We start from the raw sequence: 15,221 nt of genomic DNA on the forward strand, positions 1-15,221 counted from the left end.
TTCCGCTGCCCTGCAGCTTTCTGTCTCAGTTCTCAGATGTAAAGAATAAAATCATCCTGTTTCTTCTTGAAGCAGAATAATCCAATCACCATTGCCACAACGGAAAAGATAAGTGCATATGCAAAATAATGAATATTCATCGCTTTTCCAAATACTGAACATCTGAAAATATCAATCACACAATACAATGGGTTATATTTCAGTATCCATGCCCATCCACTCTTCAAAAGCTTTTCAGGATAATAGAAAATCGCACATGTATACATAACCAGCATAAGTGCTACAGACCAGAGATATTCCATATCTCTGAAAAATACACCTATTGTTGCCAGGATCATTCCGCATCCATATGACATAATAAGAATCAGTATCAGTGCGATTGGTGCCTGAAGCAGATAGAACGTAGACTTTACACCAAGTATCACACTCACCATTGCCAGTACGATCAGTGAGATCAGAAAGATCACATAGTTAAAAAGCACACTGGACAGCGGATACAAATATTTGGGTACATATACCTTTTTGATCATTGCCGAGTTCTGACGTATAGATTTCAAAGCGGCCTTGGTGGACTGTGAAAAGAAACTGTACAGGAGTCGTCCGGTCAGGATATATACAGGAAAGGTCCTGTCTGTATTTCCATACAAAGTACCAAATACAATTGTAAGCACGATCATGGTAAGCAACGGCTCCAACATAGACCATATCATTCCCAGATAAGAACGTCTGTATTTCAGCTTAATCCCTTTTTTTACCAGTTCTGACAAAAGAAACCGGTATTGCATAAAATTATCAACGTATTTTTTCATGTCCTCTCCATTATTTCTGTTTTTTATTTCATTTTATAATTCTTTTGTGCAGAAATCTGTTATCGTCAGGCGGATATTTGCAATCCGCTTCGCAGTTTATTTTCTTTTTGCCGGACAACTGTCTCTACACAAAACAAACCACCTTGTACTGTATCATATTCTCTGATGTCTTGCAACCGGTATCCGTAATTTTGCGCAAAATAAAATCCCAATCTTTCCTGTCATTTTATGGTTATCCCATAAAATAATATAAAAGATCAGGATTTTTATATGTCATGCCAGTCAGTTAAAATGATCCACTGGAACCCCCATGCGTCTCACCCGAAGAACTTGTATGGGTACTGCTTCCACCGCCACCGGAACTCTCTTCCTTCGGCTTCGCCGTACGTGTGACCTGATGATACAGAAATATATCCCGGCTTCTGTTAATATGAAGACTTCCGTCTTTCATATAATCTGCTGCATCCGGCTTCATATGTACAGTCTTCATCCGGCTTCTCATTACTCCGGTTACGATCAGCGCGATCACAAATCCGACCACAAGCGAAATGAGAAATATCATATAAAAAGGGATGGTTTCCTCCGGCAGATTTTCTACATCGTACGGTTCTCCGCTCTGTGCCTGAATGATAAATTCTTCGCACAGATCAGCAAACTTCATAAAGCCCTCATAATACTCACCATCGGATAAATATGACCCAAAATTATCCGTCATATATTCCTGTCCTGCATCAGTAAAAATCTGAATAGCCTCTCCATGTGTGGAGATACACCACTTACGTTCTGACATGGTTATCAAAAACAATATACCACTCTTGTCCTCTCCCATGCCATAGTCATTATAATCAAAGAAATCATCTGCATAATCCTGCGGAACTGCACCATCCAGAGTCTCCTCTGTGACAACCACAACATCACAGCCGTAGTCCTCGCTGACCTGATCCAGTTTCGCCTCCAGTTCTTCTTCCTGCCCATCATCTAACAGATCTGCAAAATCTGCCAGCCTTTCTGTATGCACTTCTTCTGCTGCATAAACATTTTCTGAAAATGCTTCCGTCACAAATCCTGTTGTACCTGATACAGTAAGGACAGAAGCCAGAAATACAGGTATGATCTTTTTCTTCAGCATATCTTTCGTCCTCCCCTAAAAAATCAGCAGTCCGGCAAGGCACAAAACAACCGTAAATACAGCGGTCAGTCCGGCAAGCCATTTCAAATAAATTCCCCTGTCAATCGGAAGGTCTCCTGTCATTTTTCCGGTTTGTCCGTTCATTGCAAATATATATTTCTTATCTTTCCATGTTGTATTCAGAATCCATACCGGATACAGTGCATACTGTGCTTTTCCGCCTGAAATATTTACGTTTGTATTTTCGGGAACAACAGAAGCATAACCCTTCACTGTATCTGCCAGTACTTCCTCTGCGCTCTTTTTCATACGGTCATGTGCCCTGTTGATGCTCTCTTTTTCACTGACATCATACTTATCTGCCAGATATCCGGAAAGATATGCGGTCTGAAAATCCACAGACTCTGAAATTTTAAATGGTTCAATGGATTCCATCAAATCATCTGCCATCTTTTCTGATCCATCTACAGGTACAGAAACGAATGTCATCTCTCCGCTTCGCTCCACAGAATAGTAGCTGGTCTCCGTATAATCATAATCATGGTCACTCCACATTCTTACCTTTGTCGCCTTATAACGCACATCAGCATCAACATCCCCGTCAAAAAGCCAGAACGGAACATATAGCCCCTTAATCTCATCAATATGATTTTCCCTGCGAAATGCTTTTGGCAAAAATGTTCTTCCCTTAATATGCCTGTAATATGCTTCTTTTGCCGCTTTCTTATCCAATTTGAACGGAATCACCAGATCCGGCCTTAATGCACCTTTAAACTTCTCTGTCATAATTACGGGATTTCCACAATACGGACAATTTGATGCTCCTGTATTCTCATCTGCGATAATCTCACCACCACAGGACTGACAGGTATAGACATTCATTCCATCTGTCTCACCTTCCTGCCATTCTCCACCGGCATCTGTCTGCCATCCTGACAGATCATCCTGCTGTCCGGCTTCACGCTCCATCTGCGCATCCAGTTCTTTTAATGTTTCCAGTTCAAATTCTGTATCACAGTATGGACACTTCATTTTCTGGGACTTACTGTCAAATTCTATTGCACCGCCACAGGCAGGGCATTTATATTCTCTCAGATCAGACATAGACATTTCTCCCCCTGCTGTATTTTACTGTCTTGGCTTTCCACATTCTGCACAGAACTTTCCTGTATTTACCGCACCACAGCTGCATGTCCACTTTCCGGTCGGTCTTGGGCTTCCGCATTCAGAACAGAATTTACCGGTATTTACTGCGCCGCAGCTGCATATCCACTCTTCCCGCTGCGGTTTCGGTTTACCACATTCAGAGCAGAATTTTCCTGTATTCTCTGCACCACATTCACATTTCCATGTTCCTGCCCCGGATGCCGGCTGCATATTCTGTGCTGCCTGTTGCTGTGCTGCCTGCTGCTGTGCCCCCATCTGATAGAGATTCTGCATATTCGCTCCACCTGCCTGGCCTGCCATGCCCATTCCCATAAATCCGGTCATAGCACCTGCAGTGTTGGAGGCTGCTGATTTCATTGCATCTGCCTGAGCACCGGCAAGTGTCGCTGCTGCCATAGTCGGATCTCTGAGAATGGCATTCTTCTGTGCATCTTTGATAAGCTGTGCATCCTCTTCCGGAAGAGTCACAGGATTCATGGCAATGGAAACAACCGCAAGACCTCTGGTCTGCTGCCATTTTTTCGTAAGGGCTTCATTCATGGCATCGCATAATTCCAGAACATGTCCCGGAATGGCACTTGGACGGATCTGAAGTTCTGAGATTTTTGCAAATGCAGGCTGAAGAGCACTTACAAATTCTGTCTTTAACTGAACTTCAATTTCTTCTCTGTCATACTGCTGTTCAACATTTCCGCACACATTTGTATAAAACAGGAGCGGATCGACAATCTTATAAGAATATACTCCATTACAGCGCACAGATACATCTATGTCAAGACCGATATTTCTGTCAACTACCCGGAATGGGATTGGATTTGCTGTTCCGAATTTATTATCTACCAGTTCTTTTGTATTAAAATAATAAACCCTCTGGTCTTTGCCTGTATCGCCGCCAAATGTAAAACGCTTCTTTACTGTATCAAAAGTCCTGTGGATCCCCTCTCCCAGACTTCCGGCAAAAATACTTGGTTCTGTGGATGCATCATAGGTAAACTGTCCGGGTTCTGCACAAACCTCCACAACCTTTCCCTGTTCTACGATGATCATACACTGACCATCTGCAACAGCAATTCCGGAACCGCTTGAAATAATATTATCGCTGCCTTTTTTGTTGGAAGAACGTCCGCCTACTCTCTTCTCACCCTTTACAACCAGAACATCTTTATCTATTGCATCGCAGTAAAAAAACTCCTTCCACTGATCTGCCATTGTTCCGCCAAATGCACCGGCTGCTGCTTTGATCAATCCCATAATTTATATCTCCTTCCTGATTACATATTATTTTATACATATTTCTTACAGATATTTTCTACCCATATTTCCTGTTAGTGTGCCGACAAGTTGATTTCTCGAACAATCTTGCGTCTAAATTTCTTATTTTGCGGGTAATTGTGTGTGTTTTTTTACAATATAATATTTTTACAGTTACAAATTGATATTTATAAGTTCATCATATCATACATTTTCCGAATTGTCATGCGCAAAAACTCCTCTTTTCTGTCATTTTGCAACATATGAGCACATAAATCGCTGCAGTCCACTCCACAGTAACTATAATGCGACGCGCAGTTATTCAAAAGTTCATGAATAGCAATATACACTTACAATGTATGAAATCTATAAATTCTTTTTTAATTTCAATATATTTTTCCCGTCTGCATATTCATATGAAACCTCATCCATCATTTCCTTAACCAGAAAAATTCCAAGCCCCCCGATTTTTCTTTTTTCTATATCCAGGGTAACATCCGGATCTTTATTTTCTAATGGATTATAAGGAATGCCTTTGTCTATAAACGTCAGTTCCAGTCTTTCAGGAAAATTCTTTATTTCAACCTGTACAGTTGCCTCTCCAGTTTTTGGCGTATAAGCATAATAGGCAATATTGCCAAATATCTCATCTATCGCAATATCTATCTCCATCTGTACTTTTGCAGAACATCCATTTGCTTCCAGTATGGAATTTACAAAATCTGTAATTACCGCTATATTCTCTATTTTTGCTTCTTCTGTAATACTTTTCAAATCCACTTCTCCTTCCTTCATTCAGTTCAGGTAAATAGAATCCCCCTTTTCGCTGTGCAGTTCTGTATCTTTACAACCACAGTCATTCGATTGACAGTATGTCTGCAAATCCCGTAATATCGAATACATCCTGTATGATATCACTCACATGAATCAATTTCATAGTTCCTTTTACATTCATAAATTTCTGCATTTTCAGAATAACACGCAGGCCGGCTGATGAAATATATTCAAGCCCTGCAAAATCCAATACAAGTTCCTGAGTATTGATCAACTCTTTCTCGGCAAAAGTATCCAATTCAGGTGCAGTTGCTGTATCTAATCTCCCGGTCAAAAATACCGTATCTTTTGTTCCTTCATTTTTCTTTTCAATTTTCAGACTCATTTTCTCTCTCCTTTTTCAGATAATGTCAAATTTCTGTTCTGTCAGCATCTTCTGCCTCCATCTGTATATTCACTCTATCCACCCTGATATCTGCAAATTGCTCCATTACTGAACAACTCCCATATTTATCATATTCATTGTAACATAAACAGGAGATGAATGCATCATCTCCTGTCTATTATTTATCTGTATTTTGTGGAATTGATTACTGTTCACTCCGTTCACAGCAACACGCTTCGCAAAGTATGTCTCGGGATTTTGGCATAGGCAAACTGTCAGTTCTGCTATTTATTTTTATTCTTTACTTCTTCCCACGCCTCATCATCAAATTTCTGTTTCTTAAAGTAATAGATTCTGTCTTCGTCTGTAATCTTGCGGATTACTTTACATGGATTTCCAGCTGCGATCGTATTATCCGGGATATCTTTGGATACTACACTTCCTGCACCGATCACTACATTACTTCCAACGGTAACACCCGGAAGAATCACTGTATTTCCGCCGATCCATACATTATCTCCCACTGTTACAGGAATTCCGTATTCATATCCTGAATTACGGCTGTCCGGATGAACCGGATGACCCGCTGTATAAATGGAGACATTTGGCGCGATCTGAACATTTTTTCCACATGTTACTTTTCCCACATCAAGGATTGTCAGATTATAATTGGAATAGAAATTCTCACCTACTTCAATGTTCCAGCCATAGTCACAGTGGAATGGTGCTTCCACCCAGACATTTTCGCCTGTTTTTCCAAAAATATTTTTTATCATCTGAGGTGCTTCCTTGCTCTGCCTGGATGGTGGCAGCTGATTAAAATCATAAATCTTCTGTTTGCATGCCTGTCTGTCCTCTTCAAGCCCATCTAACCACGCTTTGTACGGAAGTCCGCTTAACATTCTTTCTCTCTGATTCATTTGTTATCTTCTCCTTTACGTTTTTATTTTTAACTGTTAAATACCCTGCACAACCTTATCACATCATTATTTTGTAAATGATGTGCCAGAAGCCTTAATAGTTACACTATTTCCAAGCATTTATATTCTGATTTAATTGAGTTCTGTAAGGTTTCTCACCCAGTTATATTTTTTGTAATGTCTATATACAGCAGGAAGTTTTATTATCTCGTCCATGCTGATAATAAAATAAACCACCATGATCGGAAGTTTCAGCACAAATGCTGTTATCATCCCTATCGGGATCAGAATCACCCACATCGTTACTGCATCACATTTCAGTCCAAATTTCGTGTCTCCGCCTGCGCAGAATACACCGGCAATCACTGTAGCATTCACCGACTTTCCTATCATATAATAGGTACAGATATACATCATATTCTTTAAATAAGAATGTGCCTGTGCACTGAGACTGCCCGTAAATATCCTTAAAACCGGGCTCACTGCCAAAAGTATAAGCCCTGAAACTGCGCCTGCAAATACCGCAAGCTTAAAAAGTCTGTTTCCGTATTCCGTGGCCCGTTCCATCTCGCCTTTTCCAAGCTCGTTTCCGACAATAATACCAGCTCCGATTCCGATTCCATTACATACACATGCGATAATATTTTTCAGAATATTTGCTACGGAATTGGCGGCCACCGCATCACTGCCCAGATGTCCCATAATAACCGAAAACATGGTAAATCCACATCCCCAGACCAGTTCATTTCCAAGAACAGGTGTCGTATAGTGCCAGAAATCCTTTTTCAGTTTCTTCGAGCTGTTTCGGATATATTTTAGTCGGACACATACTAATGAACGGTGCATATTTTCATAAATAGTCAGTAGCAATTCAAGCGCCCTGGAAACTGTAGTTGCAAGTGCAGCCCCCGCAATTCCCATAGCAGGAAATCCCGCTAGCCCGAAAATAAATATCACATTAAATCCAATATTAATCACAACCGCTACTGATCCATAGATGGTACTCTTTGCAGTTCTTCCGCTGTTTTTCATAATACAGAGATAAATCTGCGAAAATCCCATAAACAGATAAGAAACACTCACAATTCGAAGATACGGAATTCCTGCCTGAATCAATCTTATGTCATTCGTAAATATTCTCATAAGAAATCCCGAAAAAAACATTGCAGCTATAAAAAATACAACTGATACAGCCATAGAAATTTTAAGAACGATTGCCAGAATCTCCTCTACTGAATCTGTATCGCCTTTTCCCCAGTACTGCGCAGCCAGAGTTGTCGCGCCAATCGTAAGGGCAAGCATAAACAGATTATGTACAAACTGTATCTGTGTTGCCAGTGAAACAGCAGATAATGATGTCTGGCTGACAAATCCCAGCATAAACGCATCAGAAGCACTTACCAGCGCAGTCATAAGATTCTGGATTGCGATTGGAAATACCAGTCCCCATAGCTTTCTGTAAAAAATTCTTTTTTCTGATTCCATCATATCCCTCTGATTGATTTTTTACATCTGCAGATGTTATAATTATAGTATTCTCAGATACAGTAATCTATCAGAATAGTCCTTATTTTTTATAAAAATCGTACGCGAGGTGAATTTATGGGATTAATCAGAACAGAACTTATGCCAGATTCTTCAGAAGTAGTTCCTTATGATCATGCCGGAATTCCTTTGTATATCCGGGCGGCACATCTTGCTTCTTATTATAACATGTGTGCTCCCTGCCACTGGCATGATGATATTGAATGGATCTATATTATCACTGGAAAAATGAGATATTATGTGAACGGAAAAAGACTTATCTTAAATGAAGGTGATTCCCTGATGGTCAATGCAAGACAGATGCATTACGGATATGCTTTTGAACAACAGGACTGCTATTTTCTCTGTATTCTGTTTCACCCTTCTTTGTTTGGGAATAACCAGATATTACAGGAAAAATATTTTCTTCCTTTTTTCGAAAACACCAGCCTGGAATTTCATCATTTTTACTCAAATGATGAAGCAGGGGTGAAAGTCGGCAGATATTTACAGGAAGTTCTCCTGTTGAAAGAAGATTCTGATTCAGGTTATGAATTAGGTGTTATAAGCTGTATGCTGGAACTATGGAGCTTTCTTATCCGCACTGATCTGCTGTCAGCTGCAAAAAATAAATCAGAGTCCGAACAGGAACTGAACATTCAGAAAGATATGGTATCCTTTATTTATCAGCATTATCCTGAGAAAATATCTCTTACGGATATTGCAGCCGCCGGTCATGTAGGAAGGAGTAAATGCTGCCAGATATTTAAACATTATATGCAGCAGTCTCCTGTGGATTTTCTCAATACCTACCGATTAAAGATCAGCTGCCGTCTCCTGTGCACTACGCAGAAAAGCATAACAGAGATTGCTATCTTGTGCGGATTTAATCATTTAAGTTATTTTTCCAAATATTTTATGGAATGTTATGGATGTACGCCAAGAGAATATCGTACGCTCCATGAACACGAAACACTTTTGACTTGATTATTATCTGTACGATACTATTCCCCGATTTCGTTATGTAGCTCTACGCCAAATAACTGTCTCGCAGTTTATAAGAAGAGGCTTGCACTTTTCCCGGTATAAGTAATTTCCCATCCGCTGCTCATTATCCTTCGTAATTAATGCAGGAGACTTACTTAATTTAGCAAAACTATAAAAGAGACTGCTACATCTTAATATGTAAACAGTCTCTTTTTCGCACTTTAAATATTTAGAACCCGCTGATTTATTACGTAAATCATTATTTTCTCATATTTATTTCAATTATACTAATGCAGCACCCAGTGCTTTGCATGCTTCTGTAGCTTCATCATCTGGTTCTTCCTGGCAGATCACACTTTCACATACAAGGTTTGCACCAGCTTCCTTGCAGGAATCTTCCCAGTTGCGCATCCATTCGCCATCTCCCCATCCGTAAGAACCAAAAAGAGCGATATTTTTGCCTTTGAGTGCATCTTTACATCCATCAAACATCGGCTCGAACTCTGTATCTTCCAGAACTTCATCTCCCATTGCCGGGCATCCAAAAGCAATTGCATCATATTCAGTTACTTTAGATCCGTCAAAATCCTCACAAGTATGAAGAACAGCCTCGCCGCCTTTTCCCTTAACTCCGTCTGCAACTGCATTTGCCATTGCCTCTGTGTTTCCTGTGCTGCTCCAATATACAACTGCTACTTTACTCATGATTAAAATCCTCCTTAAATTCGCTCTGCTTTTTCTTTGCCGCAAAGCCATGATTTATATTATAATAAAAAGTCATACGGCTTTTCTATTATACTGATTCTTAAATGGACTCTCCGTCCCTGCTATATTACTGTATATAGCTTCTTCCTTACGCAGCTACTGTCAGCTGGCGTACACTTCTTCCCTGATTCCAAAGACGTACATACACGTTGGTACATTTCTTAAATCTGGCAAAAGCCTTTATTGCCTCACATTCATTGCAGTAAACCTTCCAACAACCTACACATTTACAGTTCTGCCCTGCATTCTTGATAAATCCGATCACATCTCCCAGTGGATATCCCAGAAACAATCCGATTTCATGAGGAAAATCTTCTCTCTGGGCCAGGCGGCTTCTCAGTCTCTCAAGTGCATATGCAGGATCTGTACTCTCATACCCATACTTCTTTATGAAATTCGCAACACCAGGTTTCTTCAGATCTCTTTCAAGGCTTGAGAACCGGCAGACATAAATCAGCGCCTTTTTCTCACTCCTGCGAAGTACTGTGAGGGAAACGCCTTTTTCTCTTACACATTCATTAAAACCTTCTACGCTTTTCCATAATTCTTCCTCAGATTCATATTTATATGTAAAAAGATTTCCGGTTTTAATAGATGCTAATGTAGGTGAACAATGTTCGATCACAGATTTCTCCAGCATGTTATGATTCCTTTCTCAATAACAAAATATCGGTTAGAATGCACTAACCATTTATTAAAAAATAAAGCTTTACGAAACATTTTATTGCTTTTGTTTGCTGTAAGGCTTGAATTTACTGCTGCAAAAAGACCTTCAACAGATTGGTCAGTAGCTTAAGTTATTTGCATCTAACTCTATAGTTTAATATATACTATCTCTGATATTCTGTCAAGTTAATTTTATATAACTTTTTAGTAATTTTTTAAATCGCAAAAAACAGAGGAATATACATACTGTATCCCCTCTGTTTTTCTACTCTATTTCTTATTGAGAATTGTGGGAGCCGCTTTGCAGCAGAGCAATTCCATAAAATCTCATCCTTCTATACAGATCGTACTTCCAACTCCATCTTCTGTCCGTTTCTTTGTTACTATGATCTTCTTATCAATACGTTCTTTCAGCTCTGCTACATGGGAAACAATCCCCACCAGTCTGCTTCCCTGACTGAGATCCTTCAATGCGCGGATTGCCTGATCAAGAGCATCTTCATCCAGAGATCCGAAACCTTCATCCACAAACATGGTATCAAGCTGGATTCCGCCGGAGCTTGACTGAATTTCATCAGAAAGTCCCAGTGCCAGAGACAGAGATGCCTGAAATGTTTCTCCGCCTGATAAGGTCTTGACACTTCGAACAGTTCCATTGTAATGGTCTACTACATCCAGTTCCAGACCGGTTTTCCCTACCCTGCTCTTGTTTTCTTTTCTGCGAACTAACTCGTACTGACCGCTGCTCATGGTCATCAGACGGATATTGGCACGCGCAAGAATGCGGTCAAAATACTGCATCTGGATGTAAGTTTCCAGCATGATCCTTGCCTTACCCGTGATCGTACCATTGGCAGTGTCTGAGAGAGATTTCATCCACTTCCAGCGGGTTTCCGTTTTCAGAAGTTCTGTCTGCTGTCTGCGGATTTTTTCATACATGTCACTGTTGATTTCCAGACGGGCATGGATTTCATCACGATTTTCTGAAAGTGATTTCTTTTGCTGTGCAAAGTTTTCTTTCTGAACATTCAGTTCCTCAGCTGAAATACTTATGGATTCTTTTAACTGTTCTGTCAGAGATGCGATTACAGAATCCAGCTCTGTCATTCTCTTTTCTAATACTTCTCTCGCTTCTGTTACTGTTTTGTAATGTATTTCAAGCTTCTTTTGTTCCTCAGTCTTAAGCTGGATCTGAGACAGGATTTCTTCCTTTGTCCTTTCACCCAGCTCTTTTTCCATATTCTCTCTCTGCTTCTGCAGCTGTTCATATCTGGATTTCTCTGCTGCTGTCTGCTGCTGATTCTGATTGATCTGGTCTGTGATCGTTGTAAGTTCTGTCTGAGTTTTACCAATCTGCATCTCCAGAAGTTTTCTCTGTTCCAGAAGTGCTGTCAGATCCTTTTGTTTCTGTCCCAGAATATTTTGCTGCTGTTTCAGCCATTCTGCTGCTCTCTTTCCCTGCAGCAAAGCCTGTGATACATTACAGATTTCCTTTTGATACACTATTTCACCGCTGTGATCCTGTGACAGTTCCGGATCAGTTTTCATTCTCTGTCTTATATCTTCTTCATGGATCCATGTCAGTACAGGTTCGTCCAATTGATTCTGCAGCTGTTCCTGAATACTTTCCAGCTGGCTCTTCCTCTTTTCAAGACTGATCTGTAATTTCTGAAATTCTTTTGCATGTTGTTCTGACTGTGTGATGAACTCTTCTTTTTTCTTCAGTAAATCCTGATGAACTTTTTTCTGTTTTTTGATTTCTTCCAATCCTGTCTGTACACTGCTTTCCTGATTTTTTACAAATAAACATAATTCATGATCAGGAAGTTCCTTTCGAAGTATCTCTTGTGTCTCCTCTTCTGGCAGAAACTGCGCTATATAGCCTTTAACCCCTTCTGTCAGTTCTTCCCTGCAGCGCTGCATCAGTCCTGCTGCCTCTCCTGCCTGCACACTTGCGTCAGATGCCGTTTTTTCCGCAGCTTCTGTTAACTTTTTCTGTTTTTTCAGCTGTTCTTCTGTGGGAACTTCATTCGGAATCTGTGTGAGCTTCGGATGATGAACAGAACCACATACCGGACATGGCATCCCATCCTGAAGATCTGCTGCCAGAACACCCGCCTGCGCATCCAGATAGGCCTGCTCCATTTTGTTTAAAATTTCTTTTATTTCTGCCCGTTTCTGAGAAGCGGTCAGATAAGCCTTCTTTTTGCTTTCTGCTTTCTTTTCCAGATCCTGATACCGTTTCTGCTGATCTTCTATTTTCTGTATCTGCTGCAAACATACGACCAGGCTGTTCTCTTTGATTTCCAAATTCCCACCGGAAACAATTTTCTCTTCCAGATCAGTCAAATCCTTTTTTATCTGTTTCGCAAGTTGTTCTTCCTGTCCGGACTGTATTTTCAGTTCACTGATTTTTGTCTGAAGAAACTCAAGATTTCCGCAGTTCTTATAAACTCCTGCATAAAGAGTATCTATTTTCTCTTTCCGGAAATCTGTTTCTGCTTTTTCTTTCTCCGCACTGTCTGTTGTCTGATATTCTTTTTGTTTTTGTTCAAGAACAGTTTTCTTTTCTTTCTGACGATTCTGCAGTGCAATACTGTCTATTGCCAATTTTTCAATCTGTTTTGAAACATTTTCTATTTCTCTGCGCAGATTTTCCAGATTTGTATAACGCTTCAGATTCTCTTTTTCTTTCTGTATGGAAAGTATCAGGCGTTGGATCTCCTCTGGTTCCTTTGCCCCATTTTCTGCATCTTTTTGTGCCTGTTCCAACTGTGGAAGCAATCCTTCTCTCTCTTGCAGAAGCTGTTCCTTCCTTGCCTTTGCATCTGCTTCTTTATGAGCCTTTCCCAAAAGCTGATTTACTTTTTCAAGTTCTGTATCATTCTCTTTGATCTGCTTATTTACAGCTTTCAAGTTATCCTTATCTGCCTTCAGAAACTGCTCCAGAATTTCCAGACTCTCTTCCAGATTTCCTTCAAAGCCATTCTTCTCCATCAATATCCACTGTTGTCCCAGCTGATCTTCTGTAGAATATCTGACCTGTTCCGTATACTGGCGGATACTTCTCAACAGCTCTTTATACGCCTTGTCCAGACCACCGGCCTCGAATTTTAATTTTTCCTGAATCACCTTATAAATATCCGTATGGAAAAGCTTTCTGAAAATGTTGCTGCGTTCCTCTGTATCAGCCAGCAGCAATTTCCTGAAATCTCCCTGTGCGATCATAGCGATCTGCGTAAACTGCTTCATATCCAGTCCGATCAGTTCAGTAACCGCCTGGTTCACTTCCTTTAGCTTTGTCACAGGAGCTCTTCCATCAGAAAAAGTAAGCAACGCCTCCCCCTTTTGGGTAGTCATTCCAGTGCCTCTGGTCTTTGGCCGCTCATAATCCGGGCTTCGCTTCACTGTATACACTGCATCTTTATATTCAAAAATATATTCCGCATACGTAGGTGTTTCCGGTTTTGCATACTTACTTCTGAGCATGGATGCCTCCCGGACTCCTCCGCTTGTCTCCCCATACAACGCAAATGTAATCCCATCAAAGATCGTCGTTTTTCCCGCTCCCGTATCTCCGGTCACCAGAAAAAGGCCCTGTCCTCCAAGCTGTGTAAAATCGATCACAGTCTCATCCGCATATGGACCAAATGCAGATAATGTCAACTTCAATGGTTTCATACGCGCACCTCCTTCAGATCCTGGATCAGTTTTTCCACAAACTCTGTCTGCTCTTCTTTCATAGGTTCATTATTTAACAGCTCATAAAACTCCTCAAACAGCTCCAGCTCTGACTTTTGTTCCTGAACCTCCACTGCCTGAACCTCCCGGTTCTCACGTGTTCGTTTATTGTCATATTCCAGACGCATCAGATTGGGATAAACAGTACGCAGCTTCTGGAGTGCCCCCGGCACATCTTCCTCATCTGTCAGAGTAATCTGAAGATAATCCATCTTATTTTCAGCAGTATAATGATCCTTCGCTGTCACATCCATATAGGTTCCCCTCAGCTTACGCATATCCCGTCTGGGAATCAAAGGTACTGTACTGACCCTCACATTTCCCTTCTCCAGAAGCTCCACAATCGTTACCGACTTTTTATGATCTGCTTCCGAAAAAGAATACTTAAGCGGCGTCCCACTGTAACGCAAGGTCTCTCTCCCCATTTTCTGAGGTCTGTGGATGTGTCCCAGTGCCACATAGTCAAAATCCTTAAATACTTCCGCACTGACATTGTCAAGACCGCCAACCCATGTTTCTTCTGAGTCACTTCTGTCTGCTCCGGTCACAAACTGATGTGCCACCAGCACATTTCTCTGTGTCGTATCGATCTCACACTCCTGCAGAGCAGCCATAACACCCTCTTCATAAGTATTAATGTCATCCCTCTGCAAAGCATGGCGTACTGCCGCAGGTTTCAAAAAAGGCAGAAGATATACAGATATTGGTCCATACTGATCTTTTAACACAATCCTTTTCATCTCTCCATCATAAACCTGCGAAATATAAATATCACTGCTTTCAAACAGCTTTGCCCCAAAGGAAAGCCTTTCTGCTGAATCATGATTTCCACTGATCATGTACACAGGAATCTCAGCTTTAGCCAGTCCTGTAATAAACTCATCAAACAACTGCACTGCCTCTGCCGACGGCACTGTCTTATCATAAACATCCCCTGCGATTAAAACTCCATCCACTTTCTGTTCCGCAAAGATTTTCATCATCTGATCCAGAATATACCTCTGATCCTCCAGCATGGAAAAATCATGCACCCTTTTTCCAATATGCAAATCCCCAATATGCGCAAACTTCATCCCACATCTCTCCAATCTTAATATCATTCC

The 15,221-nt window shown here is 40.8% G+C and carries 13 protein-coding genes; 1 reads left to right on the forward strand and 12 read right to left on the reverse strand.

Annotated features, from left to right (window positions below; translation table 11 throughout):
- Positions 1–32: 32 nt before the first annotated feature.
- The 8 genes from ACESZG_RS00350 to ACESZG_RS00385 all read right to left on the reverse strand — a co-directional run bounded on the left by ACESZG_RS00350 (position 33) and on the right by ACESZG_RS00385 (position 7,923).
- Positions 33–809, reverse strand: a complete 777-nt coding sequence (locus ACESZG_RS00350; protein WP_373217337.1) for an ABC transporter permease — start codon at positions 807–809, stop codon at positions 33–35.
- 286 nt (positions 810–1,095) lie between these two features.
- Positions 1,096–1,938, reverse strand: a complete 843-nt coding sequence (locus tag ACESZG_RS00355) for a TPM domain-containing protein (protein WP_025577097.1) — start codon at positions 1,936–1,938, stop codon at positions 1,096–1,098.
- A gap of 15 nt (positions 1,939–1,953) precedes the next feature.
- Entirely contained in the window at positions 1,954–3,042 is a 1,089-nt protein-coding gene (locus ACESZG_RS00360; RefSeq protein WP_008703545.1) for a hypothetical protein, read from the reverse strand.
- Positions 3,043–3,066: 24 nt separating this feature from the next.
- The gene (locus ACESZG_RS00365) at positions 3,067–4,356 is read right to left on the reverse strand and encodes an SPFH domain-containing protein (RefSeq protein WP_008703546.1); all 1,290 of its coding nucleotides are present in this window, start codon (positions 4,354–4,356) and stop codon (positions 3,067–3,069) included.
- A gap of 366 nt (positions 4,357–4,722) precedes the next feature.
- On the reverse strand, positions 4,723–5,136 hold the full coding sequence (locus ACESZG_RS00370) for an ATP-binding protein (RefSeq protein WP_306452303.1): 414 nt from the start codon (positions 5,134–5,136) through the stop codon (positions 4,723–4,725).
- A 76-nt stretch (positions 5,137–5,212) separates the two neighbouring features.
- Entirely contained in the window at positions 5,213–5,515 is a 303-nt protein-coding gene (locus tag ACESZG_RS00375) for an STAS domain-containing protein (RefSeq protein WP_008703548.1), read from the reverse strand.
- 284 nt (positions 5,516–5,799) lie between these two features.
- Positions 5,800–6,435 (reverse strand): sugar O-acetyltransferase, encoded by a 636-nt coding sequence (locus ACESZG_RS00380; RefSeq protein WP_020993972.1) that lies wholly within the window; start codon positions 6,433–6,435, stop codon positions 5,800–5,802.
- A 132-nt stretch (positions 6,436–6,567) separates the two neighbouring features.
- Positions 6,568–7,923, reverse strand: coding sequence for an MATE family efflux transporter (locus ACESZG_RS00385; protein WP_008703550.1), 1,356 nt, complete (start codon positions 7,921–7,923; stop codon positions 6,568–6,570).
- 114 nt (positions 7,924–8,037) lie between these two features.
- Here ACESZG_RS00385 and ACESZG_RS00390 point away from each other — a divergent pair, with 114 nt between their 5' ends.
- On the forward strand, positions 8,038–8,946 hold the full coding sequence (locus ACESZG_RS00390) for an AraC family transcriptional regulator (RefSeq protein WP_008703552.1): 909 nt from the start codon (positions 8,038–8,040) through the stop codon (positions 8,944–8,946).
- Positions 8,947–9,228: 282 nt separating this feature from the next.
- Here ACESZG_RS00390 and ACESZG_RS00395 read toward each other — a convergent pair whose 3' ends face one another.
- From ACESZG_RS00395 to ACESZG_RS00410, 4 genes are all read right to left on the reverse strand, one after another.
- Entirely contained in the window at positions 9,229–9,651 is a 423-nt protein-coding gene (locus tag ACESZG_RS00395) for a flavodoxin (RefSeq protein ID WP_008703554.1), read from the reverse strand.
- Positions 9,652–9,799: 148 nt separating this feature from the next.
- The gene (locus ACESZG_RS00400; protein WP_008703555.1) at positions 9,800–10,351 is read right to left on the reverse strand and encodes a DUF3793 family protein; all 552 of its coding nucleotides are present in this window, start codon (positions 10,349–10,351) and stop codon (positions 9,800–9,802) included.
- 353 nt (positions 10,352–10,704) lie between these two features.
- Positions 10,705–14,058: an AAA family ATPase gene (locus ACESZG_RS00405; RefSeq protein WP_368210989.1), complete on the reverse strand. Its 3,354-nt coding sequence runs from the start codon at positions 14,056–14,058 to the stop codon at positions 10,705–10,707.
- A complete protein-coding gene (locus ACESZG_RS00410) occupies positions 14,055–15,218 on the reverse strand; it encodes an exonuclease SbcCD subunit D (protein WP_330584157.1) in 1,164 nt (387 codons plus the stop codon). Before ACESZG_RS00410 ends, ACESZG_RS00405 begins: the two co-directional genes overlap by 4 nt.
- Between the last annotated feature and the right edge of the window lie 3 nt (positions 15,219–15,221).

The sequence above is a fragment of the Blautia sp. Marseille-P2398 genome, assembly GCF_964240315.1.
In the GTDB taxonomy this organism is placed as follows: domain Bacteria; phylum Bacillota; class Clostridia; order Lachnospirales; family Lachnospiraceae; genus Blautia_A; species Blautia_A wexlerae.

What these genes read in the sequence shown, in the direction of transcription:
- ACESZG_RS00350 (WP_373217337.1), bottom strand. Translation starts at nt 809, where the DNA reads ATGAAAAAATACGTTGATAATTTTATGCAATACCGGTTTCTTTTGTCA.
- ACESZG_RS00355 (WP_025577097.1), bottom strand. Translation starts at nt 1,938, where the DNA reads ATGCTGAAGAAAAAGATCATACCTGTATTTCTGGCTTCTGTCCTTACT.
- ACESZG_RS00360 (WP_008703545.1), bottom strand. Translation starts at nt 3,042, where the DNA reads ATGTCTGATCTGAGAGAATATAAATGCCCTGCCTGTGGCGGTGCAATA.
- ACESZG_RS00365 (WP_008703546.1), bottom strand. Translation starts at nt 4,356, where the DNA reads ATGGGATTGATCAAAGCAGCAGCCGGTGCATTTGGCGGAACAATGGCA.
- ACESZG_RS00375 (WP_008703548.1), bottom strand. Translation starts at nt 5,515, where the DNA reads ATGAGTCTGAAAATTGAAAAGAAAAATGAAGGAACAAAAGATACGGTA.
- ACESZG_RS00380 (WP_020993972.1), bottom strand. Translation starts at nt 6,435, where the DNA reads ATGAATCAGAGAGAAAGAATGTTAAGCGGACTTCCGTACAAAGCGTGG.
- ACESZG_RS00385 (WP_008703550.1), bottom strand. Translation starts at nt 7,923, where the DNA reads ATGATGGAATCAGAAAAAAGAATTTTTTACAGAAAGCTATGGGGACTG.
- ACESZG_RS00390 (WP_008703552.1), top strand. Translation starts at nt 8,038, where the DNA reads ATGGGATTAATCAGAACAGAACTTATGCCAGATTCTTCAGAAGTAGTT.
- ACESZG_RS00395 (WP_008703554.1), bottom strand. Translation starts at nt 9,651, where the DNA reads ATGAGTAAAGTAGCAGTTGTATATTGGAGCAGCACAGGAAACACAGAG.
- ACESZG_RS00400 (WP_008703555.1), bottom strand. Translation starts at nt 10,351, where the DNA reads ATGCTGGAGAAATCTGTGATCGAACATTGTTCACCTACATTAGCATCT.
- ACESZG_RS00405 (WP_368210989.1), bottom strand. Translation starts at nt 14,058, where the DNA reads ATGAAACCATTGAAGTTGACATTATCTGCATTTGGTCCATATGCGGAT.
- ACESZG_RS00410 (WP_330584157.1), bottom strand. Translation starts at nt 15,218, where the DNA reads ATGATATTAAGATTGGAGAGATGTGGGATGAAGTTTGCGCATATTGGG.